Origin of the sequence: Mycolicibacterium cosmeticum (assembly GCF_000613185.1) — a bacterium.
GTDB classification, from domain to species: Bacteria; Actinomycetota; Actinomycetes; order Mycobacteriales; family Mycobacteriaceae; genus Mycobacterium; species Mycobacterium cosmeticum.
On record NZ_CCBB010000001.1, the window covers coordinates 2,446,162 to 2,468,444 of the forward strand.

The 22,283-nt window shown below is 69.6% G+C and carries 17 protein-coding genes and 1 tRNA gene; 10 read left to right on the forward strand and 8 right to left on the reverse strand.

Annotated elements, in window-relative coordinates:
• Nucleotides 1-94 precede the first annotated feature (94 nt).
• The 5 genes from BN977_RS11820 to BN977_RS11840 are packed head-to-tail and all read left to right on the forward strand — an operon-like array spanning nt 95 to nt 7,626.
• Nucleotides 95-3,979 (forward strand): Pls/PosA family non-ribosomal peptide synthetase, encoded by a 3,885-nt coding sequence (locus BN977_RS11820; RefSeq protein ID WP_036397690.1) that lies wholly within the window; start codon nt 95-97, stop codon nt 3,977-3,979.
• Nucleotides 3,976-5,331: a M1 family metallopeptidase gene (locus BN977_RS11825; RefSeq protein WP_036397691.1), complete on the forward strand. Its 1,356-nt coding sequence runs from the start codon at nt 3,976-3,978 to the stop codon at nt 5,329-5,331. Before BN977_RS11820 ends, BN977_RS11825 begins: the two co-directional genes overlap by 4 nt.
• 7 nt (nt 5,332-5,338) lie before the next feature.
• Nucleotides 5,339-6,568: a polysaccharide biosynthesis protein gene (locus tag BN977_RS11830; RefSeq protein ID WP_036397693.1), complete on the forward strand. Its 1,230-nt coding sequence runs from the start codon at nt 5,339-5,341 to the stop codon at nt 6,566-6,568.
• A 12-nt stretch (nt 6,569-6,580) separates the two neighbouring features.
• On the forward strand, nt 6,581-7,288 hold the full coding sequence (locus BN977_RS11835; RefSeq protein ID WP_024450540.1) for a polyprenyl-phospho-N-acetylgalactosaminyl synthase PpgS: 708 nt from the start codon (nt 6,581-6,583) through the stop codon (nt 7,286-7,288).
• Nucleotides 7,285-7,626, forward strand: a complete 342-nt coding sequence (locus BN977_RS11840; protein WP_024450541.1) for a DUF2304 domain-containing protein — start codon at nt 7,285-7,287, stop codon at nt 7,624-7,626. The genes BN977_RS11835 and BN977_RS11840 overlap by 4 nt, the downstream gene beginning before the upstream one ends.
• Here the strand turns inward: BN977_RS11840 and BN977_RS11845 are convergent.
• From BN977_RS11845 to BN977_RS11855, 3 genes are read right to left on the reverse strand one after another with little or no spacing between them, the layout of a single operon-like run.
• Nucleotides 7,620-8,204 carry a TetR/AcrR family transcriptional regulator gene (locus BN977_RS11845; protein WP_036397695.1) on the reverse strand — a complete coding sequence of 195 codons (585 nt, stop codon included), beginning with the start codon at nt 8,202-8,204 and terminating at the stop codon, nt 7,620-7,622. The genes BN977_RS11840 and BN977_RS11845 overlap by 7 nt on opposite strands.
• 1 nt (nt 8,205) lies before the next feature.
• A complete protein-coding gene (locus BN977_RS11850; RefSeq protein ID WP_036397696.1) occupies nt 8,206-9,990 on the reverse strand; it encodes an N-acyl-D-amino-acid deacylase family protein in 1,785 nt (594 codons plus the stop codon).
• 49 nt (nt 9,991-10,039) lie between these two features.
• A complete protein-coding gene (locus BN977_RS11855; protein ID WP_036397697.1) occupies nt 10,040-10,972 on the reverse strand; it encodes a GDP-mannose 4,6-dehydratase in 933 nt (310 codons plus the stop codon).
• Nucleotides 10,973-11,019: 47 nt separating this feature from the next.
• Here BN977_RS11855 and BN977_RS11860 point away from each other — a divergent pair, with 47 nt between their 5' ends.
• Both BN977_RS11860 and BN977_RS11865 read left to right on the forward strand, forming a co-directional pair.
• A complete protein-coding gene (locus BN977_RS11860; protein WP_227456837.1) occupies nt 11,020-12,855 on the forward strand; it encodes a hypothetical protein in 1,836 nt (611 codons plus the stop codon).
• Nucleotides 12,856-12,927: 72 nt separating this feature from the next.
• Nucleotides 12,928-13,299 carry a hypothetical protein gene (locus BN977_RS11865; RefSeq protein WP_024455851.1) on the forward strand — a complete coding sequence of 124 codons (372 nt, stop codon included), beginning with the start codon at nt 12,928-12,930 and terminating at the stop codon, nt 13,297-13,299.
• Here BN977_RS11865 and BN977_RS11870 read toward each other — a convergent pair.
• Nucleotides 13,296-13,868, reverse strand: a complete 573-nt coding sequence (locus BN977_RS11870) for a TetR/AcrR family transcriptional regulator (protein WP_036397698.1) — start codon at nt 13,866-13,868, stop codon at nt 13,296-13,298. The two genes, BN977_RS11865 and BN977_RS11870, sit on opposite strands and share 4 nt — an antisense overlap.
• A 48-nt stretch (nt 13,869-13,916) precedes the next feature.
• Here BN977_RS11870 and BN977_RS11875 point away from each other — a divergent pair, with 48 nt between their 5' ends.
• Nucleotides 13,917-14,780: a lysophospholipid acyltransferase family protein gene (locus tag BN977_RS11875; protein WP_036398955.1), complete on the forward strand. Its 864-nt coding sequence runs from the start codon at nt 13,917-13,919 to the stop codon at nt 14,778-14,780.
• A gap of 111 nt (nt 14,781-14,891) precedes the next feature.
• A complete protein-coding gene (locus BN977_RS31815; protein ID WP_234709542.1) occupies nt 14,892-15,470 on the forward strand; it encodes a hypothetical protein in 579 nt (192 codons plus the stop codon).
• Between the two features lie 126 nt (nt 15,471-15,596).
• Here the strand turns inward: BN977_RS31815 and BN977_RS11885 are convergent.
• Together BN977_RS11885 and BN977_RS11890 are read right to left on the reverse strand one after the other, a co-directional pair.
• Nucleotides 15,597-15,672, reverse strand: a tRNA-Thr gene (locus BN977_RS11885).
• 69 nt (nt 15,673-15,741) lie between these two features.
• The gene (locus BN977_RS11890) at nt 15,742-16,953 is read right to left on the reverse strand and encodes a DNA polymerase III subunit delta' (RefSeq protein ID WP_036397700.1); all 1,212 of its coding nucleotides are present in this window, start codon (nt 16,951-16,953) and stop codon (nt 15,742-15,744) included.
• A gap of 81 nt (nt 16,954-17,034) precedes the next feature.
• On the opposite strand from BN977_RS11890, the gene BN977_RS11895 reads away from it, so the two are divergent.
• Nucleotides 17,035-18,642: an adenylate/guanylate cyclase domain-containing protein gene (locus BN977_RS11895; RefSeq protein WP_036397701.1), complete on the forward strand. Its 1,608-nt coding sequence runs from the start codon at nt 17,035-17,037 to the stop codon at nt 18,640-18,642.
• 26 nt (nt 18,643-18,668) lie between these two features.
• Here the strand turns inward: BN977_RS11895 and topA are convergent, their stop codons facing one another.
• Both topA and BN977_RS11905 read right to left on the reverse strand, forming a co-directional pair.
• Nucleotides 18,669-21,494: a type I DNA topoisomerase gene (gene topA, locus BN977_RS11900; RefSeq protein WP_036397702.1), complete on the reverse strand. Its 2,826-nt coding sequence runs from the start codon at nt 21,492-21,494 to the stop codon at nt 18,669-18,671.
• A gap of 152 nt (nt 21,495-21,646) precedes the next feature.
• The gene (locus tag BN977_RS11905; protein WP_024455845.1) at nt 21,647-22,225 is read right to left on the reverse strand and encodes a hypothetical protein; all 579 of its coding nucleotides are present in this window, start codon (nt 22,223-22,225) and stop codon (nt 21,647-21,649) included.
• Nucleotides 22,226-22,283: the final 58 nt, after the last annotated feature.

Here is a 22,283-nt window from a genome sequence, read left to right on the forward strand (position 1 = left end):
TGTGCACATGGTTGCGATCAGCGAGACCGAATGGGAATGGGCCCGGCCCGTGCGCCGTCACCGGCCCGTCACCGACGCTTAGTAGTTTGTACGGGTGACAGCGGAACCGGTCCCGGTGATTCCCCCTCAGTACCTCTTGTCGTCCTCGGCACCGGAGCCCCGCACGCTGATCGACATCCTCTACGACACCGCGCGCCGCCACCCCGACGCCCCCGCCATCGACGACGGCGAGATCCAGCTGACCTACGCCGAGCTGATCGGCGATATCGAGGAGAGCGTGGCCTGGCTGGCCGCCCGCGGCATCGGCCGCGGCGACCGGATCGGCATCCGGATGCCCTCGGGCAGCTATGCCCTCTACACCGCCATCCTGGCCACCCTGGCCAGCGGTGCCGCCTACGTCCCGGTGGACGCCGACGACCCCGACGAGCGCGCCGCCCTGGTGTTCGGCGAGGCCGACGTGGTCGCGGTGATCACCGAGAAAGGCCTGGTGCGCGGGCCCGGGTCGTCGCGCGGCTGGCGCGCCGCGGCCCCGCTGACCAGGGACGACGCCTGGATCATCTTCACCTCCGGCTCGACCGGCACCCCCAAGGGGGTGGCGGTGACGCACCGCAACGCGGCGGCGTTCGTCGACGCCGAGGCGCGGATGTTCCTGCAGTCCAATCCGCTGGGGCCCGGGGACCGGGTGCTGGCCGGGTTGTCGGTGGCCTTCGACGCCTCGTGTGAGGAGATGTGGCTGGCCTGGCGGCACGGCGCCTGCCTGGTACCGGCGCCGCGGTCGCTGGTGCGCAGCGGCATGGACCTGGGGCCGTGGCTGGTGTCCCGCGACATCACGGTCGTCTCGACGGTCCCCACGCTGGCCGCGCTGTGGCCGGCCGAGGCCCTGGAGGCGGTCCGGCTGCTGATCTTCGGGGGCGAGGCGTGCCCACCTGAGCTGGCCGAGCGGCTGGCGGTCGACGGCCGCGAGGTGTGGAACACCTACGGCCCCACCGAGGCCACCGTCGTCGCCTGCGCAGCACCGCTGGACGGGAAGGGTCCCGTCAGCATCGGGCTGCCGCTGCCCGGCTGGGACCTGGTGGTCGTCGACAAGGACGGCGCCCCGGTCGGTTACGGCGACGTCGGCGAACTGGTGATCGGCGGGGTGGGCCTGGCCCGCTACCTGGACCCGGACAAGGACGCCGAGAAATACGCGCCGATGCCCACCCTCGGCTGGGACCGGGCGTACCGCAGCGGCGACCTGGTCCGGCTGGAAGCCGACGGCCTGTACTTCCAGGGCCGCGCCGACGATCAGGTCAAGGTGGGCGGTCGCCGGATCGAACTCGGTGAGGTCGACGCCGCCCTGGTGCATCTGCCCGGCGTCAGCGGCGGTGCGGCGGCGGTCCGCAAAACCGCCAGCGGCACCCCCCTGCTGGTCGGTTATATCGCCAGCGCCGACCCGGCGTTCGACCTGGCCGCCGCGCGCACCGCACTGGCCGCCGCACTGCCCGCGGCGCTGGTGCCCCGGCTGGTGCTGCTCGACGAACTGCCCACCCGCACCTCGGGCAAGGTCGACCGCAACGCGCTGCCCTGGCCACCGCCCGGCGCCGCCGCCGAGGACGAACCCGATCTGGGCACCGGCACCACCGGCTGGCTGGCCGGGCTGTGGCGCGACGTGCTGGGCGCGACGATCGACGGGCCGGAGGCCGATTTCTTCGCACTCGGCGGTGGATCGCTGTCGGCCGCCCAGCTGGTGACCGCGGTGCGGGCCCGCTACCCGCAGGTGACCGTCGCCGACCTCTATGACCATCCCCGGCTGGGTTCGCTGGCCGGCTATCTCGACGAGTTGGCTCCCCCGCCGCAGGTGCAGACCCGCACTGTGGCGCCCACCCCGCTGCTCACCCAGCTCGCCCAGGTGGTGCTGTCGGTTCCGCTGGCCACCCTCAGCGCCCTGCAGTGGGTGGTGTGGCTGGCCGTGCTCGACAACATCGCCGCCGCGACGCACCTGGTGCCCTGGGCCGTACACCTGAACTGGTGGATCGTCCTGGCCGGTTTCCTGATCTTCATCACCCCGCTGGGCCGGATGGGTATCGCGGTGCTGGGGGCCCGCACCCTGCTGTCGAATCTGCAGCCGGGCACCTACCGGCGCGGCGGATCCGAGCACCTGCGGGTGTGGTTCGCCGAACGGCTCGCCGACGCCAGCGGCGCGGAGAATCAGGCCGGCGCCCCGTGGCTGGTGTATTACGCGCGTGCCCTTGGCAATTCGGTTGGCAAAGGCGTCGACCTGCATTCGGCGCCGCCAGTCACGGGCATGCTCACCATCGGGCACCGCGCTTCGATCGAACCCGAGGTCGATCTCACCGGACACTGGATCGACGGTGACCTGTTCCACGTCGGGCCGATCAGCGTCGGCAACGACGCCACCATCGGCGCGCGCACCACCCTGTTCCCCGGCGCCGGCGTCGGGAAGAACGCCGACGTGGCGCCGGGTTCCGGTGTGGTCGGCAAGGTGAAGAACGGGCAGTACTGGAAGGGCTCGCCCGCGGCGAAATCCGGCAAGGCCCGCCACCCCTGGCCCGACGAACGGCCGCCGCGTTCCACGGTGTGGATGGCCGTCTACGCGGTGACCTCGATGTTGTTGGGGGCCTTGCCCTTGGCGGGTGTCGCGGCGGGGCTGGCCGTGCTGGCCTGGGCGGTCCGCGGCACCTCCACACCCACCGCGGCGATCGTGCCGGCGCTGCTCTGGACGCCGGTGGCCGCACTGGCGGCGATGGCCGCCTACGCCGCACTGACCGTCGTCGGGGTGCGGGTGCTCTCGATCGGCCTGACCGAGGGCTACCACCCGGTGCGCAGCCGGGTGGGCTGGCAACTGTGGGCCACCGAGCGCCTGATGGACGCCGCCCGCAACTACCTGTTCCCGATCTACGCCAGCCTGCTGACGCCGTGGTGGTTACGGGTGCTGGGCGCCAAGGTCGGCAAGGGCACCGAGATCTCGACGGCCCTGCTGACCCCGAAATTCACCGTCGTCGAGGACGGCGCCTTCCTGGCCGACGACACCATGGTCGCCTCCTACGAGTTGGGCGGCGGCTGGATCCACGTCGCGCGGGCCACCATCGGCAAGCGCGCGTTCCTGGGTAACTCCGGCATCACTCAGCCCGGGCGCCGAGTGCCCGACGACGGTCTGGTGGCCGTGCTGTCCGCCGCGCCGCACAAGGCCAAGGCCGGCTCGTCATGGCTGGGCAGTCCGCCGATCCGGTTGCGCCGCAACCCCACCGACGCGGACGCAATGCGCACCTTCCACCCGTCGGCACGGTTGAAGATCATGCGTTCGGTGGTCGAGACCTGCCGCATCATCCCGGTCATCGTGACGTTCGCGATCGGGGTGGCGGTACTCGGCGCGCTGCAGGCGCTGGCCGGTGCCTACGGGTTCGGCGTCGCCGCGCTGGCCGGCGGCCTGGTGCTGCTGATCGCCGGGGCGGTCGCCGGTGGTATCGCGGTGATCGCCAAATGGCTTGTGATCGGCCGCATCCGGGCCGTCGAGCATCCGCTGTGGTCGTCGTTCGTGTGGCGCAACGAGGTGTCGGACACCTTCGTGGAGACGGTCGCGGCGCCCTGGTTCGCGCGGGCGGCCACCGGCACACCGGTGATGAACATCTGGTTGCGCGGGCTCGGCGCAAAGATCGGCCGCGGGGTGTGGTGCGAAACGTACTGGCTGCCCGAGGCCGACCTGGTGCGCCTGGACACCGGCAGCACCGTCAACCGCGGCTGTGTCGTGCAGACGCACCTGTTCCACGACAGGATCATGCGGATGGACACCGTGATCCTGGATGCCGGCGCCACCCTGGGGCCGCATTGCGTGGCACTGCCGGCCAGCCGGATCGGTGCGGGCGCCACCGTCGGCCCGGCATCGCTGGTGATGCGCGGTGACGAGGTTCCGGCGTCCACCCGCTGGCAGGGCAATCCGATCGCGGTGTGGGATCCCTCGCGCAAGAAGAAGAACGGATGAGGGCGAACGCCAGGAAGGCCGCGAAGAAGACGGCGGGGGCGGCCGCTTCCAGTCCGCCGGTCATCGATCCGTACCTTCCGGGCAACGGCAACTTCGGGTACCGGGTGTCGCGTTACGAACTGGACCTGGAGTACAAGGTGTCCAGCAACCGGCTCACCGGGTCGGCCACCATCACCGCGGTGACATTGGCCGAGCTGCGCACCTTCACCCTCGACCTGGCCGACGCGCTGAGCGTGACGAAGGTCGGCGTCAACGGGCGCCGGCCCGACCAGTTCCGATGTTCGAACGGCAAGTTGCACATCACGCTGCCCGCCAAACTGCCCGCCGGCGCGGCGATGACCATCACCGTCCGCTACGGCGGGAACCCTCGTCCCATCCGAAGTGTCTGGGGCGAGGTGGGTTTCGAGGAACTCACCAACGGTGCATTGGTGGCCGGCCAGCCCAACGGGGCGGCGTCCTGGTTCCCGTGTGACGACCATCCGGCCGCCAAGGCGAGCTTCCGCATCAAGATCGCCACCGACAACCCCTACTATGCGATCGCCAACGGCGACTTGGTGTCCCGGCAGAACCGGGCCAGCCTGAACATCTGGACCTACGAGCTCGCCGAGCCGACCTCCACGTACCTGATCACCCTGCAGATCGGGATGTACGAACGGCTGCGGCTGCAGAAGAGCCCGGTGTCGATGTACGCGGTGCTACCGGACCGGTTGCGCCGCAACTTCGATCACGACTTCAGCCGTCAGCCGGAGATGATGAAGCTGTTCATCAGGCTGTTCGGCCCCTACCCGCTGGCCGACGGCTACACCGTCGTGGTCACCGACGATGATCTGGAAATACCCCTTGAGGCCCAAGGTCTTTCGATCTTCGGTGCAAACCATTGTGATGGCAGGCGCAGCTGCGAGCGGTTGATCGCCCACGAGATGGCCCACCAGTGGTTCGGCAATTCGGTGACGGCCCGCCGCTGGCGTGATATCTGGCTGCACGAGGGATTCGCCTGTTACGCCGAGTGGTTGTGGTCCGAGGAGTCCGGCGGCCCCAGCGCCGACGAGCGGGCCCGCTCGTATCACAAACGCCTGCAGCACTCCCCGCAGAACCTGCTGTTGACCGATCCGGGGCCGGCCGACATGTTCGACGACCGCGTGTACAAACGGGGCGCGCTGACGCTGCACGCCCTGCGGAAAGCCATCGGTGATGCCAGTTTCTTTGCGCTGCTGAAGGATTGGACGACGCGGTACCGGCACAGCACCGCGGTCACCGACGACTTCACCGGGCTGGCCGCCAACCACGCCACCGTGTCCCTGCGCCCACTGTGGGATGCCTGGCTGTATTCGACGGCCGTGCCGGACCTGTGACGGTCGGATGACGGAGGGGCCGGTCACGCGGAACAGCGTCGCCAGGGTGGGGGCGGCCACGGTGCTGTCCGCGCTGTGCGGCTACGCCGTGCTGTATCTGGCGGCCCGCAGTCTGGAACCGGCCGGGTTCTCCCTGTTCGGGGTGTTCTGGGGGGCGTTCGGTCTGGTGACCGGCGCCGCCTTCGGCCTGCTGCAGGAGGCCACCAGGGAGGTTCGGGCGGCCCGGCACACCGCCGTGCACACCGGTCCGCGCACCCACCCGATGCGGGTGGCGGCCGGGGTGGGTGTGGCGGCAGCCGTCGTCATCGCGGTGAGCGCACCGTTGTGGTCGGCGCATGTGTTCGTGCAGTCCAGGCTGCTGTCGGTGGTGCTGCTGAGTGTCGGGCTGGCCGGCTTCTGTCTGCACGCCACGCTGCTGGGCATGCTGGCCGGGGTGGACCGCTGGAGCCAGTACGGCGCCCTGATGGTGACCGACGCCGGCATCCGGGTGGTGGTCGCGGTGGCGAGCTTCCTGGCCGGGTGGGGGCTGACCGGCTATCTGTGGGCGACGGTCGCCGGCTCGGTGGCGTGGCTGATCCTGCTGTCGGCCTCACCGGCGAGCCGGGCCGCGGCGGGACTCGCGACACCGGGCGGGGTGCGCACCTTCCTGGCCGGCGCCACCCATTCGATCGCGGCCGCGGGCGCCAGCGCAATCCTGATCATGGGGTTTCCGGTGCTGCTGAAGGCCACCACCCCGCATCTGGGCGCCACCGGCGGGGTGGTGATCCTGGCCGTCACCCTGACCAGGGCACCGCTGCTGGTTCCGCTCACCGCGTTGCAGGGCAACCTGATCGCCTACTTCGTCGACAAACCGCACGAGCGGATGCGTGCCCTGATCACCCCGGCGGTGGCGGTGGCCGGAATCGGGCTGCTCGGCGTGGTCGCGGCCGGGCTGGCCGGGCCGTGGCTGCTGCGCACCGCGTTCGGCCCCGACTACGTGGCCGGCGGGCCGCTGTTGGCCTGGCTGACCGCCGGCGCGGTGGCCATCGCGTTGTTGACGCTGACCGGCGCGGCCACCGTGGCCGCCGCCCTGCAGCGCGCCTATGCGGCCGGTTGGGTCGGCGCCACGGTGGCCGCCGCCCTGCTGTTGCTGCTGCCGGTCGAGCTGGAGACCCGGACGGTGGTGGCGCTGTTGTGCGGCCCGGTGGTGGGAATCGCCGTGCACCTGACCGCGCTGGCGCGGGCATCGGCATCCTGAGCTTGTAGTCTGGTGCGCATCGATACCCCGTACCAGGACGTTTGGATCATCGTCCCCGCCTTCAACGAAGCGAGCGTCATCGCCGACGTCGTCGCCGATCTGCGCACCACCTTTCCCAACGTGGTGTGTGTCGACGACGGCAGCCGGGACGGTACCGCCGAGGCCGCGCACGCCGCCGGCGCGCACCTGGTGCGCCATCCGGTCAACCTCGGCCAGGGCGCGGCCATCCAGACCGGCGTGGAGTACGCCCGGTCACGGCCCGGCGCGGCGGTGTTCGTCACGTTCGACGCCGACGGGCAGCACCGGGTCAAGGACGTGATCCGGATGATCGACCGGCTGGCGCCCGGCCGGCCCGACGAGGTCGACCTGGTGATCGGCACCCGGTTCGGCGGTACGGTCACCCACACCCCGCCGCTGAAACGGATCATCCTGCGGGTGGCGGCCGTCGTCAGCCCGCACAGCCGCAGCCTGGGCCTGACCGACGCGCACAACGGGCTGCGGGTGTTCAACAAGAAGGTCGCCGACGAACTCAACATCACCATGAACGGGATGTCGCATGCCGGTGAGTTCATCGCGCTGGCGGTCGAAAACCGTTGGCGGGTGGCCGAAGAACCGGTCGAGATCCTCTACACCGACTATTCGAAGTCCAAGGGCCAGCCGCTGCTCAACGGGGTCAACATCTTGTTCGACGGCTTGCTGCGCGGAAGGATGCCGCGATGAACTGGATCCAGGTGCTGCTGATCGCCTCGATCATCACCCTGCTGGTGTACCTGCTGCGGTCCCGGCGCAGCGCCCAGGCCAAGGCGTGGGTGAAGCTGGGCTATCTGCTGTTCGTCATCGCCGCCATCTACGCGATCGTGCGGCCCGACGACACCACCGTGGTGGCCAACTGGCTCGGCGTGAAACGCGGCGCCGACCTGCTGGAGTACGCCCTGATCATCGCGTTCCTGTTCACCACCATGAGCACCTACATGCGGTTCAAGGACCTGGAGCTGCGGTACGCTCGGCTGGCGCGGGCCGTGGCGTTGGAGGGAGCCCGCGCCCCCGAAGATCAGTAGCCGCCCAGCAGCTTGGTCAGCAGGGCGATCTTGCGGGCCTCCAGCTCCGGGTCGGGCAGCACCGGGCGCAGCATGGCCGCACCGTCGAAGGTGTTGGTGAGCAGCGCGGTGACGACAGCGCGGCCCTCGGCCGGGAACTGTTCGGCGGCGGGTGCCGAGCTTGCCGCCTCGACGATCTTGGCGCGGTATTCGGTGAGGACGTCGGCCAGGGTGGCACGCAGCTTGTCGTCGGTGCGGGCCGCGATCATCAATTCGTAGAGCACGGCGTTGGTGTCGTTGCCGGTGACGTCGCGCAGCACGGTCAGCACGGCGGGCAGCGGCGGTTCCCCGGTGGGGATCTCGGCGACCCGCTTGCTGAACAGTTCCAGCTGGCGGCGCAGCACCTCGTAGGCGGTGGCGGCCATGAAGTCCCCGATGGTCGGGTAGTGCCGGAACAGCGCCCCCACCGACAGCCCGGCCCGTTTGCAGATGACCGCGGCCGACGCTCTGGCGTAACCGATCTCGATGATCGTCTCGATGCTGGCGTCGAGCAATCGGGCGACGGTCTGCTCGCGTCGCTGCTGCTGGGTGCGGGCCATCTCAGAGGGTCACAGGGGACGGGGCGGCCCGGGTGCCGGCACGCAGGTACCGACCGAATTTGGCGGTCGTTCCGTAGCCGTCGCGGAACTCACCGGCGCGGAACACCACCTGCCCGTTGACGCCGGTGGCGACGACGGTGGCGTCGTTGCGGTTGACCATGCGGCTCAGCCCGCCGTAGAACGGCACCGTCTCCTCGTGATACTCGTTCACCGAATCATCAAGGGCGGCAGGGTCGATCACCACGAAGTCGGCCCGGTCGCCGCGGCGCAGGGTGCCCGCGTCCAGGCCGAACCAGTCGGCCACCTCGGCGGTGAGCCGGTGCACGGCGTGCTCGGTGGTCAGGAACGGCCGGCCGGCGCGGTCGGCATCGCGTACTCGCTTGAGCAGCCGCAGCGCGTAGTTGTAGAAGGCCATGTTGCGCAGGTGCGCACCGGCGTCGGAGAACCCCATGTGCACCGACGGTTCCTTGGCGAGCTTGTCCAGTTGCCTGGGCCGGTGGTTGGCCACGATGGTGGTCCACCGCACGTTGCGTTCGCCGTTCTCGACGAGCACGTCCAGGAAGGCGTCCAGCGGGTGGATGCCGCGCTCGTCGGCCACCTGCCCGAAACTCTTGCCGACCAGTGTCGCATCGGGGCATTCCACGATGGTGGCGTCGTGGAAATCGCGGTGCCACAGCGCGGGTCCGAGCTTGCGCCGGTCGAACGAACGGTGGAAGCGCCTGCGGTACTCCGGATCGGCGAGCAGCTTGTTGCGTTCCAGTTGGTCGCGCAGGTGCAGGGCCGCGGTGCCGGCGCCGAACTCCTCGAACACCGGCAGATCGATACCGTCGGAATACAGTTCGAAGGGGACGGGCAGATGCTGGAAGCGGACCTTGGCGGCCAGCAGCCGGTTCAGCAGCCGGGTGCCCGGCCCCAGCACGTGCACCGCACCGGGCGACGACTTGGCATCGGCGGAGACCAGCAGGCTCATCTTCACACCGCGGCGCCGCCCGAACTGTGTGCTGCTCTCCAGGAAGAAGTTCAGCGCCTCTTGTATTTTCGCGACGTTCGGCGCGCTCTGCAGGATGCGCCCGCGCTGGCGCAGCACCTTGATCAACCGCCGGCGTTCCCGCCAGGTGGCGAAGGTGGACGGCAGCGCACGGGACCGGAACCGGTCGCCGTCGAGCTTGTCGATGGCCGCGTCCATCCCGGACAGGCCCAGCATCCCGGCCGCCAGCGCCGCGTCCAGCCGGGCGGCCATGGTCTCCAGTTCGGCGTCGGTGGGCACGACATCGCGCGTGGTGGCGCGGTCCAGGCCGAGCACCGAGGCCCTCAGGTCCGAATGCCCCAGCAGCGAAGCGACATTCGGGCCGAGCGGCAGCGCGTCGATGGCGTCCACGTATTCGGCGGGGGTGGACCACGTCTTGTGGCCCTGCAGGGCGCCGAGCACGTACTGGCGCGGGACGGCCTCGACGCGGCTGAACAGGTCGGCGGCGTCCTCGGCGTCGGCGTACACCGTCGACAGCGAGCACATGCCCAGCAGCACGGTGGTGACGCCGTGGCGCACGGACTCACGAAGGCCGGGGTCGAGCAGCACCTCGGCGTCGTAGTGGGTGTGCACGTCGATGAAGCCGGGCACCACCCACTTGCCCGCCGCGTCGATCACGTCGGGGCAGCCGGTCTCGTCGAGCGGCCCGGACGACACGTCGGCGACGACACCGTCGCGGATCCCGAGGGTGCGGACCAACGGGACGCGGCCCGTTCCGTCGAACCACAGGCCGTCGCGGATGATCACGTCGTAGGACATCACGCGAGCCTAGGTTAGATAGCGAGCGCTCACAATCTTTTTGGCGGAATCAGTTCCGGAAGTAGTCGACCGTCCGCTCGATGCCCTCGTCGATGCCGACCTGCGGACGCCAGCCCAGCACCTGCGCCGCGCGGCTGATGTCCAGCTGCGACTTGCGCAGATCCCCCAGCCGCGGCGGAAGGAACTCCGGATCGTCGGCGGTCCCGGCGGCCTTGGCGATCGCGCTGTGCAGGTCACGGACGCTGGTGCTGACACCGGTGCCGATGTTGAACCGCTGCCCGCTGCCCGCTTCACCGGACGCCTTGACGAACGCATCCACCACATCGTCGACGTAGACGTAGTCGCGGCTGTCGGTGCCGTCCCCGAAGATCTTGGTGGCCTGTCCGGCCAGCAGCGCCTTGGCGAAGATCGCCACCACGCCGGCCTCGCCGTGCGGATCCTGGCGCGGGCCGTACACATTGCCGGGCGCGATGTGCGAGCAGTCCAGCCCGTACAGGTTGCGGAAGGTGTTCAGGTACACCTCGCCGGCCACCTTGCTCGCGGCGTACGGCGACGCCGGGTCGGTGGGTACGTCCTCACCGGTGGGGTACACCGGCGGGGTGCCGTAGACCGAACCGCCGGAGCTGGTGTGCACGATCTTGCGGACACCGTGCGTGCGAGCGGCCTCGGCCAGCCGGATGGTGCCCACCACGTTGACGGTCGCATCGAACTGGGGGTTGTCGACGGAGTGGCGCACCGAGATCTGCGCGGCCAGGTGGTAGATGACCTCCGGCTTGGCGTCGGCAACAATGGCGCCGAGGTCGGCGTCGACGATATCGGCCTCGATGAAGGTGCAGTCCGGATGGGCTTCCGCCGAGGTCAGATTGGGCCGCCGACCGGTGCTGAGATCGTCGATCCCCACCACGGTGTGCCCGTCGGCGAGCAAACGATCGACGAGGGTTGATCCGATGAATCCGGCTGCCCCGGTGACGAGTGTGCGCACGGGCTCACTCTAACGAGCAGATATGTGCGTCCGTACAGTCGGCGACGATGAAGTGGATCGGCCTGGGCGAGCGAAGCGACGGGAAATGGCTCCTGGGCGAGCGAAGCGACGGGAAATGGCTCCTGGGCGAGCGAAGCGACGGGAAATGGCTCCGCGCCGCGATCGCGCTGATCGTGGCGCAGCTGGCGATCCGCGCAGTGGTGGCCTTCGGCGGGTACTTCTACTGGGATGACCTGATCCTGATCGGCCGGGCCGGCACGCAGGGCCTGCTGTCGCCGGGTTATCTGTTCGACGACCACGACGGGCACGTGATGCCGGGGGCGTTCCTGGTGGCCGGGGTCATCACCCGGTTGGCCCCGTTCTCCTGGGTCTGGCCGGCCGTGAGCCTGCTGGTGTTGCAGCTGCTGGCATCGCTGGCCGTGCTGCGGGCGCTGCAGGTGATCCTCGGGTGGCGCCCGGTGTTGTTGGTGCCCTTGACTTTCGCGCTGTTCACCCCGTTGACGGTGCCGGCCTTCGCGTGGTGGGCGGCCGGGCTGAATTCACTGCCACTGCAGGCCGCGCTGGCCTGGGTGTGCGGGTCGGCGATCCTGCTGGTGCGCACCGGCGAGCGACGCCACCTCTGGTCGGCGGTGCCGGCGTATCTCGGAGCGCTGCTGTTCTTCGAGAAGTCGGCGGTGATCCCGTTCGTCGCGTTCACGGTGGCCGCACTTCTCGCGTACGTCCACGGCGACTCGGTGCGCGCGGTGTGGGTGCGCGGCCGGGCCTTGTGGGTGTCGCTGCTCGCGATCACCGTGGCGTGGATCGGGGTGTACCTGCTCGTCGTCGACCAGAAGCGCTGGACGCTCGATCCGGTGATGACGTGGGACCTGTTGCGCCGCTCGGTGACTCATGCCATCGTGCCGAGCCTGGCCGGCGGCCCGTGGGAGTGGCAGCGCTGGGCGCCGGCGTCGCCGTGGGCCACTCCCCCGGTCGGCGCCATGGTGCTGGGCTGGGTGGTGCTGGCGGCGGTGCTGGCGGTGTCGTGGGCGCGCAAACGCCGAATCGGTTGGGTGTGGGCGGCCGCGGTCGGCTATGCCGTGGCCTGCCAGGTACCCATCTATCTGATGCGGTCCTCCCGGTTCACCGCGCTGGAGTTGGCCCAGACCTTGCGCTATCTACCCGACCTGGTGGTGGTGCTCGCGCTGCTGACCGCCGTCGCGTTCTGCGCGCCGAACCGGCCGTCACCGCGCCTGGACGCGTCGGTTTCGCGTTCGGTGGCCGTGACGGCGGTGGCGGTGGCGTTCGTGGCGAGCAGCCTGTATTCGACGGTGACGTTCCTGCGGGTGTGGCGGGACAGCCCGGTGCCCGTGTACCTGGCCAACGCCCGAGCCGGCTTGGCCGCGGTCGACACGCCCCTGCTGGATCAGGAGGTGGACCCGCTGATCCTGCAGCGGGTGGCCGCCCCGGAGAACCTGGCCAGCCACATGTTCGCGCTCGCCCACCCTCGGCCGGAGTTTGCTTCCGCCACAACGGAACTGCGGATGTTCGACAGCGCGGGACGGCTGCTGGACGCCCAGGTCACCTGGGTGCGGACCATCGTCGAGGGGCCGGCACCGCATTGCGGTTACCTGGTGCAGCCCGATACCGAGGTCACCATGCCGCTCGACGGGCCGCTGCTTCCCGCCGACTGGACCGCCGAGATCAACTACCTGGCCAACAACGACGGCTCGCTGACGATGACACTGCCCGAGGGCGTGCCGGCGAAGGTGCCGGTGCGGCCCGGGCTCAACCGGGTGTTCGTGCGGTTGTCCGGGGCGGGTGCGGCCATCCGGGTCCGTGCCAACACCGCGGCGCTGTCGGTGTGTATCGCGTCGGGTCCGGTCGGATTCGTGGCGCCCAAGTGAAGTGGGCGCCCGGCGGTGATCCACGGCGTGTGACACCGGGACTTGTCGGTGGCATTGCCTACGCTCGTGCCCATGAGTTGGCCAGATTCCCGACCGTCGGTCGTCGCGCCGTGCCCGCACTGCGATACCGAGACGGTATGGCTGCAGACGGTGCACGGGGGCTGGCAGCTGTTCGACGTGAAGATGCAGCCGATCGACGACAGCGCGCCGGGCAACCGGTTCGCCATCCAGCGCCGCTCGCGTCAGGTGGTCGATCTGGACAACGTGCTCGAATCCCGCTGGCCGGCACAGTGTCTGAGCCTGCACAGGTTCGGCTGCCCGGACAGTTACGACGACTCCCGGCACTACCGGCGCCGGCCGCGTCAGGCCAACGACATCGACCTCGACGATCTGTTCCAGCGCCTGGCGGTGCGTCGGGAGGCGTTGCGGGCTGAGGCCGGTTAGCCGCCCGGGGCGGTGATGATCCGCCGGGCGGCCTCGATGACGACGGTCCGGCGGTGCGCGATGGTCGTTTCGTCCGCGGCGCCTGCGACGGCGTCGGGCAGATGCGCCCAGGCCAGCCCCACCCCGAACAACAGCACGATCAGGTCCTCGGGTTTCCAGGACGGGTCCACCCGGCCGTCGGCCTGGGCGGCTCCGACGGCCGCGAGCACCGTCGCCGGGATCGGATGGCCGTCGCTGTCGGGTTCGGGCAGGGCGAAGCCCTCCAGCCGGGCCCAGGTGAGCATGCGCAGGTGCTCGGGGTGCCGGGAGGCCAGGTCGTACACGCCCGCGGCGTACTCGGCGACGTCCTCGGGTGCCATGGTGACGGATTGGAAGAACTCCGCGGCGTCGGCCAGCGCCACCTCGCGGAACAACGTCTCCTTGTCGCCGAAATGGGCGTAGAGGCGCTCCTTGCTGGCCTTGGCGGCTTTCGCGATGCGATCGATGCGGGCGCCGGCCAGCCCGTATCGGGCGAATTCGGCGCGTGCCGCGGTCAGGATCTCGTCGCGCAGCTCGGTCGTGGATCTCACAGCTGGATCATAGCCATACGAACCAGTTCGTTCGGTACGGTGGTGGCCATGTCCGCGCACATCATGACCAATGTGGATGCCCTCCTCGACCCGCCCACCCACATCCGCGCCCTGCGGCGCGCCGCCGAGACCGTGGTCGACGCGGCGGCCCCGCTGGTCGACCTGTACCGGCCCTACCTCGACGGTCTGCACAATCTTCCGCGCGACGGCCGATTCCTGTTGGTGGGCAACCATTCCCAGGCCGGCGTCGAGGCCTTCCTGATCCCGTTCGTGGTCCGCCGCGAACTCGGCATGCTGGTCCGTCCGCTGACCGACCGCGGTTTCGGCAAGATGCCGTTCCCGGCCGGCGAGGTGATGGCGGCCTTCGGCGCCACCGTCGGCTCACCGGAATCGGCGCGGCAGCTGATGCGCCACGATCAGCCCATCCTGGTGTTTCCCGGCGGCGGCCGCGAGATCGCGAAGTTCAAGGGTGAGCAGAACACGCTGCGTTGGGAGGGCCGCGCCGGGTTCGCGCGGGTCGCGGTGGAGCACGACTACCCGATCGTGCCGGCGGCCCTGCTCGGCGGCGACGACGTGTACACCAGCCTGACCCGGCGCGACGGCCGGTGGGGCCGGTTCAGCCAGGGGTTGGCCGAGAGGTTCGGCGGCAAGCCGGAGATGGCCATGCCGCTGCTGCGGGGCGTCGGCCCCACGCTGATCCCCCGTCCGCAGCGGATGTATCTGGGCTTCGCCGCCCCCATCGACACCACCAAGTCCGCCGGCATCGACGAGCAGACGTGGGTGGCGACGGTGCGCGACGAGACCAAGAAGACGCTGGAACGCACGCTGCAAGAGCTGCAGGCCGTCCGCGCCGAGGATCCCTACCGCGAGCTGAACCCGTTGGCGTGGAGCAGCGCCGCGCAGCCGGTCTGAGCGGCACACCCGCGACCCACGCCGTCAGATCGAGTAGTCGGCTACTCGATGCACGGAATCTCTCAGCACTTAACGTCCTGAGGACAACGTCCTACTGGGGAGGTCCTCGACATGACAATGTCGCGCTCGCAACTGCTTCGCCTGCTCGCCACCCTGCATCCGCAATTCTGGGAATGGCTGCACCCACACGTGCCGCCAATCGGGCGCGCCGCGGAGGCACCTACCCCTCAACCATGGCAACCGATGTTCGGACCGATTCCTGATCCATGGACGTATGGGGATTTCCAGCTGCAAGCGCAGAACGCGGTTCGAGACGTCATGCGCCGTGTCGCCGATGCCGCGGCAACGGTCAGCGCGCAGGGCGGCGACGGTGCAGCCGTCATCGAACGCGCAGTCGATGATCTGGTGCACGTCGATGATGGCGACGGCACCGGCACGGTCCCCATCAGGGATCTCATTCCCCGCTCTTGGTGGTTCGATCCGCCCCGTCCGCCTCGCCCCAACGAAGGTGTGGAGTTGGTGCCTGCCTTGGCGGCTGCGGCTCTGTCCTTCTCAGCAATCGCCGAGACGGTTCGCGACCCGAAGATCAGTGCAGCTGCCAGTACCGCGGTGGACCGCATTCTGGATCGAGCCGAGCAGACGTACGACTCACTGAACCTTCGAGCAGAGCGTCTCGCACCGGTTCATTGACCTCGCGGCGTCCTTGTGGGACGAGGGGCCCATGAGGACCGGTGCCGGCCGTACGCGAGATTGCGGTTGTTGCGGATATCAGTGGAGTTTCGCCGCAACAACCGCAGTCTGGCGGGGTGTGGGAGATGGAGCCGCCTGGGGGAATCGAACCCCCGACCTTCTCATTACGAGTGAGATGCTCTACCGACTGAGCTAAGGCGGCGTTACCTGACACGCAGGCGCAGGTGAGTCTACGGCAGGTCCTGCCCACCGCCCAAAAGGCGGCCCCGACTCAGCTCTTCAGCGCCTGCCCCACCGTCGCGACCATGGCGTCGACGGCGAATTTGGGTTTCACGTTGGTCTCCAGCGCCTCCCGGCACTCCAGCACCGCCTCGATGCACCGCAGCAGTTTGTCGGGCGGGGCGTGCGCGGCCAGGGCGGCCACCTTGTCCTGCATGTCGGGATGGTTGGCCACCACCCCGCCCGCACCGGCGGACACCACCAGGGCGTCGCGGAAGTACGTCGCCAGATCCATCAAGGCCCGGTCCAGGGCATCTCGGGACGCCCGGGTCTGCCGCGACTTCTGCCGTTTCTCAAGGTCTTTGATCGCCCCGGCGGCGCCGCGGATCGCCCCGGCGGCGCCCTTGCCGGTGCCGCCCGCACCCAGTGCGGTCCGCAGTTCCTCGGCTTCGGTCTCATTGCGCCCGGCCGTCAGCGCCTTGGCCTCGGCCTCGGCGGTGGCCACCAGGTCCTCGGCGGCGGCGTAGGCCCGGGCCGGGGTCGCGGCGTCGCGGGCCAGCCCCAGCGCCCGCTCCCGGCGCTGCCGGGCATCCGGGTCGGTCGCCAGCCGGCGGGCCCGGCCCACGTGCCCACCGCTGATCGAGGCCGCCCACGCGGCGACCTCCTCGGACAGGCCGTCGTTGTCCACCAGCACCTGCGCGATGGCCTCGGCCCGGGGTGTCACCAGGGCGACGTGCCGGCACCGCGACCGCAGCGTCACTGCGATGTCCTCCGGGTCCACCGATGGCGCGCACAACAGGAACACCGTCGACGGCGGCGGTTCCTCGACCACCTTGAGCAATGCGTTGGCCGCTCCCTCGGTGAGCCGGTCGGCATCCTCGACCACCACGATCTGCCAGCGGCCGGTGCCCGGGCGCCGCGACGCGATCTGCACGATCTCGCGCATCTCCGAGACGCCGATCGACAGGCCCTCCGGAATGATGCGCCGCACATCGGCGTGGGTGCCGGCCATCGTCGTGGTGCAGGCCCGGCACTCGCCGCACCCGGGATCCCCCTCGGACTGGCACTGCAACGCGGCCGCGAAGCACACCGCGGCGATCGACCGCCCGGACCCCGGCGGACCCGTGATCAGCCACGCATGGGTCATCCCGCCGGCTGTGAGTCCACTGTGAGACGAATCACCGCGGGCCGCCCGCGCCGCGGCCACCAACTCGGCCGCCACGGCGTGTTGGCCCACCAGCCGCTCGAATACACCGCTTCCCACCGCAGCAAGACTAGTGGTGCGGTCAGACACGACATAAGAACTGCGGCGCGTGAGGTCACACCCGACCGATACGGTAAACGGGTGAGCACGGCTACCAACCCCATCGGGCGAATCGGCGCATTCGTCCGCTGGGTGGCGCGCACGCCGTGGCCGGTGTTCACCCTCGGCATGGTGCAGTCCGACATCATCGGCGCCCTGTTCGTGCTGGGCTTCCTCCGGTTCGGGCTGCCGGCCGAGGACCGCATCCAGCTGCAGGACCTGCCGGCGTTCAACCTGGCGGTCTTCCTCGGCTACCTGTTCGTCGCGTTCACGGTGGGTGCCTACCTGAGCCTGCGGCTGCTGCTGCCCGTCATCCGCTGGCAACGCCGTGACACCCTGCTGGCCGACGGCGACCCCACCATCACCGGCCTGGCCCGGGTGCGCGCGCTGAAGATGCCGTTCTACCGAACCCTGATCAGCGTCTCCAACTGGATGCTCGGGTCGATCGTGTTCATCATCGCCAGCTGGCCGGTGGCCAGTAAATCCGCGCCCGTCGTCGCGGTCGCCACCGCCCTGGGCGCCACCGCCACCGCCATCATCGGCTACCTGCAATCCGAGCGGGTGCTGCGCCCCGTCGCCGTGGCCGCGCTGCGTGGCGGCGTCCCGGAGAACTTCCGCGCCCCCGGCGTCATCCTGCGCCAGGTGCTGACGTGGGTGCTGTCCACCGGGGTGCCGCTGCTGGCCATCGTGCTGGCCCTGGTGGCCAGCAAGTTCGCCATCCTCACCGCACCCGCCGATCGGTTGAACACCCCGCTGCTGCTGCTGGCCATCGCCGCGCTGGTGATCGGGCTGGCGGGCACGGTGCTGGTGGCGATGTCCATCGCCGACCCGCTGCGCCAGCTGCGCTGGGCCCTGGGTGAGGTGCAGCGCGGAAACTACAACGCGCACATGCAGATCTACGACGCCAGCGAGCTGGGCCTGCTGCAGGCCGGGTTCAACGACATGGTCCGCGACCTGGCCGAGCGGCAACGGCTGCGTGACCTGTTCGGCCGCTACGTGGGTGAGGACGTCGCGCGGCGGGCGCTGGAACGCGGCACCGAGCTCGGCGGCCAGGAGCGCGACGTGGCGGTGCTGTTCGTCGACCTGGTGGGCTCGACCCAGCTGGCCTCGACGGTGCCCGCCGCCGAGGTGGTGAACCTGCTCAACGAGTTCTTCCGGGTCATCGTCGACACCGTCAACAAGCACGGCGGCTTCGTCAACAAGTTCCAGGGTGACGCGGCGCTGGCCATCTTCGGCGCCCCCATCGAGCACCCCGACGCCTCTGGCGCGGCGCTGGCCGCCTCCCGCGAACTGCACGACGAACTGGTGACGGTGCTGGGGCAGACCGAATTCGGCATCGGGGTGTCGGCCGGGCGGGCCATCGCCGGGCATATCGGCGCGCAGGCCCGCTTCGAGTACACCGTGATCGGCGACCCGGTCAACGAGGCCGCCCGGCTGACCGAGCTGGCCAAATTGGAGGCCGGCCATGTGCTGGCCTCGGCCATCGCGGTCAGCGGCGCGCTGGACGCCGAGGCCCTGTGCTGGGATGTCGGCGAGATCGTCTCGCTGCGCGGCCGGGTGGCCCCCACCCAGCTGGCGCGACCGGTCAAGCTGGTCATGCCCGAACGCCGCGACCTGGTCACCGATAAATCATCGGAGTCGCAGGGCTGAGCTGTCAGCCCGAAAAACGCCGGCGCTCAGGCTTTCTTGGCGGCCTTCTTCGCCGGGGCCTTCTTCGCCGCGGTTTTCTTCGCGACGGCCTTCTTCGCCGGGGCTTTCTTGGCGGCCTTCTTCACCGGGCCGCGGGCCCGGCGGTCGGCGAGCAGCTCGGAGGCCCGCGCGTCGGTGATCGACAGCACGTCATCACCCTTGCGCAGGCTGGCGTTGGTCTCACCGTCGGTGACGTACGGGCCGAACCGGCCGTCCTTGATCACCATCGGCTTCTCCGACACCGGATCCACCCCCAACTCGCGCAGCGGTGGGGTGGCCGCGCCCTGGCGGCCGCGCCGCTTGGGCTCGGCGTAAATCTTCAGCGCCTCGTCCAGGGTGACGGTGAACATCTGCTCTTCGGTGGCCAGCGAACGAGAGTCGGTGCCGCGCTTGAGGTATGGGCCGTAGCGGCCGTTCTGCGCGGTGATCTCCTCACCGTTGGCCGGGTCGACGCCCACGACACGCGGCAGCGACAACAGCTTGAGCGCGTCCTCCAGGGTGACCGTCTCCAGGTCCATCGAGCGCAGCAGCGAGCCGGTGCGCGGCTTGGGGCCGGTCGGCTTCTTGCCCTTCTTGGCGCCCACGCCGGCATCCGGATCCTCGGGGGGTTCGGGCAGCACCTCCGTGACGTACGGCCCGAAACGCCCGTCCTTGGCCAGTATTTCGTGCCCGGTCTCCGGATCGATACCCAGTGAGCGGCCCTCTTGCGGTGTGGCGAAGAGCTTTTCGGCAAGCTCCAGGGTCAGCTCGTCCGGTGTCAGCTCGTCCTTGAGGTTGGCGCGCTGCGGCTTGAGCTCCCCGGGATTGTCCGGATCCTCGATCATCCGCTCCAGATACGGCCCGTTGCGGCCGACCCGGACGTTGATGGCGCGGCCTTGGTCATCGTCGAAGAGCTTGATGGAGTTGACCTCTCGGGCGTCGATGCCCTCCAGGTTGCCGCCCACCAGTTGCTTGAGACCGCCGGCGCGGGCGATCGACCCGTCCACCCCGTGCTCACCGCCGAAGTAGAAGTTGGACAGCCAGTTGGTGCGCCGCTCGTTGCCGGAGGCGATCTCGTCGAGCTCGTCCTCCATGGCCGCGGTGAAGTCGTAATCGACCAGCCGGCCGAAATGTTGCTCCAGCAGGCCGATCACGGCGAAGGCCACCCAGGACGGCACCAGGGCGCTGCCCTTCTTGTGCACGTAGCCGCGGTCCTGGATGGTCTTGATGATCGACGAGTACGTCGACGGCCGGCCGATACCGAGGTCTTCCAGCGCCTTGATCAGCGAGGCCTCGGTGTAGCGGGCCGGCGGTGAGGTGGTGTGCCCGTCGGCGGTCAACTCGGCGGCGTCCACGCGCTGGCCCTGTGTCAGGTTGGGCAGCCGGCTCTCGGCGTCGTCGGCCTCGCCGCCGGCCTGCTCGTCGAGGCTCTCGACGTAGGCCTTCAGGAAGCCGGCGAAGGTGATGGTGCGGCCGGAGGCGTTGAACACGACCTGCTCGCCACTGCTCGCCCGCCCGGAGATCCGCAGGCTCAGCGTGGTACCGCGGGCATCGGCCATCTGCGACGCCACGGTGCGCTGCCAGATCAGCTCGTAGAGCCGGAACTCGTCGGTGTCCAGGGCGCTGTGCAGCTGGCCCGGGGTCTGGAACACGTCACCGGCCGGCCGGATGGCCTCGTGCGCCTCCTGCGCGTTCTTGACCTTGCGGGTGTACTGCCGCGGTGAGGGATGCACGTACTCGTCGCCGTAGAGCTGACGGGCCTGGTTGCGTGCCGCGTTGATGGCCGACTCCGACAGCGTGGTCGAGTCGGTACGCATGTAGGTGATGTAGCCGTTTTCGTACAGCCGCTGCGCGATGCTCATGGTGCGCTCGGAGGAGAACCGCAGCTTGCGGCCGGCCTCCTGCTGCAGCGTGGAGGTCATGAACGGTGCGTAGGGCTTGCGGGTGTACGGCTTCTGCTCCACCGAGGAGACGGTGAGCTGCGCGCCGCGCAGCCCGGTGGCCAGCGCACCCGCGGCTGCCTCGTCGAGCACCAGTACCTCGTCGGGCTTGCGGACCGCGCCGAGCGAATCGAAATCCCGGCCGGTGGCCACGCGCCGGCCGTCGACGGTGTTCAGCTTGGCGGTGAACCGCGGCGGCGACGCCTGCGGATCCGACACGCTGGCATCCAGCTCGGCGGTGACATCCCAGTAACCCGCGCTGCGGAACGCCATGCGTTCGCGCTCGCGCTGCACGATGATGCGGGTCGCCACCGACTGCACCCGGCCCGCCGACAGCTTGGGCGCGACCTTCTTCCACAGCACCGGGGACACCTCGTAGCCGTAGAGGCGGTCCAGGATGCGGCGGGTCTCCTGGGCGTCGACCAGGTCGATGTCCAGGTCGCGGGGGTTCTCGGCGGCGGCGCGGATGGCCGGTTCGGTGATCTCGTGGAACACCATCCGCTTGACCGGGATGCGCGGTTTCAGCGTCTCCAGCAGATGCCACGCGATGGCCTCGCCCTCGCGGTCACCGTCGGTGGCGAGGTAGAGCTCGTCGACGCCCTTGAGTAGGTCCTTCAGCTCGGCGACGGTGGCCTTCTTGTCGGGGCTGATGATGTAGAGCGGCTCGAAGTTGTCATCGACGTTGACCCCGAGCCGGGCCCACGGTTCGGATTTGTACTTGGCCGGGACGTCGGCGGCGTTGCGCGGCAGGTCGCGGATGTGGCCGCGGGAGGACTCCACGACGTAGTTGGAGCCCAGGTAGCCGGCGATTTTGCGCGCCTTGGTCGGCGACTCGACTATGACGAGCCGCCGAACGGTACCGGCGCCTCCCCGGCTCCGGTCGTCGTCAGCCACCTGCTCCTACACTCCACTTCTGCACTTCTATATCTAGCGCGGCACTTCTATATCTATATCTACCGCGTGCCGTCGCTTGTCCAGCGCGTTAGCAACTGACAATTTCGCACCCCGCGCTTACCAACGCAAACCGGCTCGCCCGCACGAGGCGCTCATATGCGCGGCCACTGGGCGAACGCGTCGGTGTCCCCCGGCGGTTCCCCGACGGTCTCTACCAGGCGTAACAGTCGCCGACGGCCACTGATTCGCAGCGCCGGGCGCGAGCCGCGGGTACCGATCAGGGTGGGTGCAATTCCCACCCGCATGAGCGCCGCCGCCAGGGCGGCGTGGGTGTCCGGCGCGTGCGGGTCCAGGCCCAGCAGGTACCGGTCGGCCTCCGGGGTGCCCTCGGCCAGCGTCCAGGCCCGCAACTCGCGCGGACCGGGCAACCAGTCCGGCGGCACCGTCTTGACCGCACCCCGGGTCCACGCCCTGGCGATCCCGATCAATCGGTTGTCCATCCCGGTGCGCACCAGCGGGGTGTTCTCGTCGGTCCTGGCGATCTCGGGCGTCAACCCGGCCTCGGTGATCATCTCGGCCAGGCCTTCGGCCCGCCAGAGCCGGTCGACGACCACCGACAGTCGTGCCTCCTCGCCGGAGATCACCACCTGGCCCGACGCCGCCAGAATCCCCGTGAGGTCGGCTACCTGGGGAGGTATCGACTCAGCCGAGAAAAACGACAGCTGGCTCACACGCACGACACTATCCGGGGCGAGTTGAGCGACGGGCCGCGACGCGACGGTGAGCGCC

Excerpts from the sequence above, each read along its gene's own strand:
- BN977_RS11825 (WP_036397691.1), top strand. The coding sequence starts at position 3,976 with ATGAGGGCGAACGCCAGGAAGGCCGCGAAGAAGACGGCGGGGGCGGCC.
- BN977_RS11845 (WP_036397695.1), bottom strand. The coding sequence starts at position 8,204 with ATGGCCCGCACCCAGCAGCAGCGACGCGAGCAGACCGTCGCCCGATTG.
- BN977_RS11830 (WP_036397693.1), top strand. The coding sequence starts at position 5,339 with ATGACGGAGGGGCCGGTCACGCGGAACAGCGTCGCCAGGGTGGGGGCG.
- BN977_RS11875 (WP_036398955.1), top strand. The coding sequence starts at position 13,917 with ATGTCCGCGCACATCATGACCAATGTGGATGCCCTCCTCGACCCGCCC.
- BN977_RS11860 (WP_227456837.1), top strand. The coding sequence starts at position 11,020 with ATGAAGTGGATCGGCCTGGGCGAGCGAAGCGACGGGAAATGGCTCCTG.
- BN977_RS11865 (WP_024455851.1), top strand. The coding sequence starts at position 12,928 with ATGAGTTGGCCAGATTCCCGACCGTCGGTCGTCGCGCCGTGCCCGCAC.
- BN977_RS11850 (WP_036397696.1), bottom strand. The coding sequence starts at position 9,990 with ATGTCCTACGACGTGATCATCCGCGACGGCCTGTGGTTCGACGGAACG.
- BN977_RS11840 (WP_024450541.1), top strand. The coding sequence starts at position 7,285 with ATGAACTGGATCCAGGTGCTGCTGATCGCCTCGATCATCACCCTGCTG.
- BN977_RS31815 (WP_234709542.1), top strand. The coding sequence starts at position 14,892 with ATGACAATGTCGCGCTCGCAACTGCTTCGCCTGCTCGCCACCCTGCAT.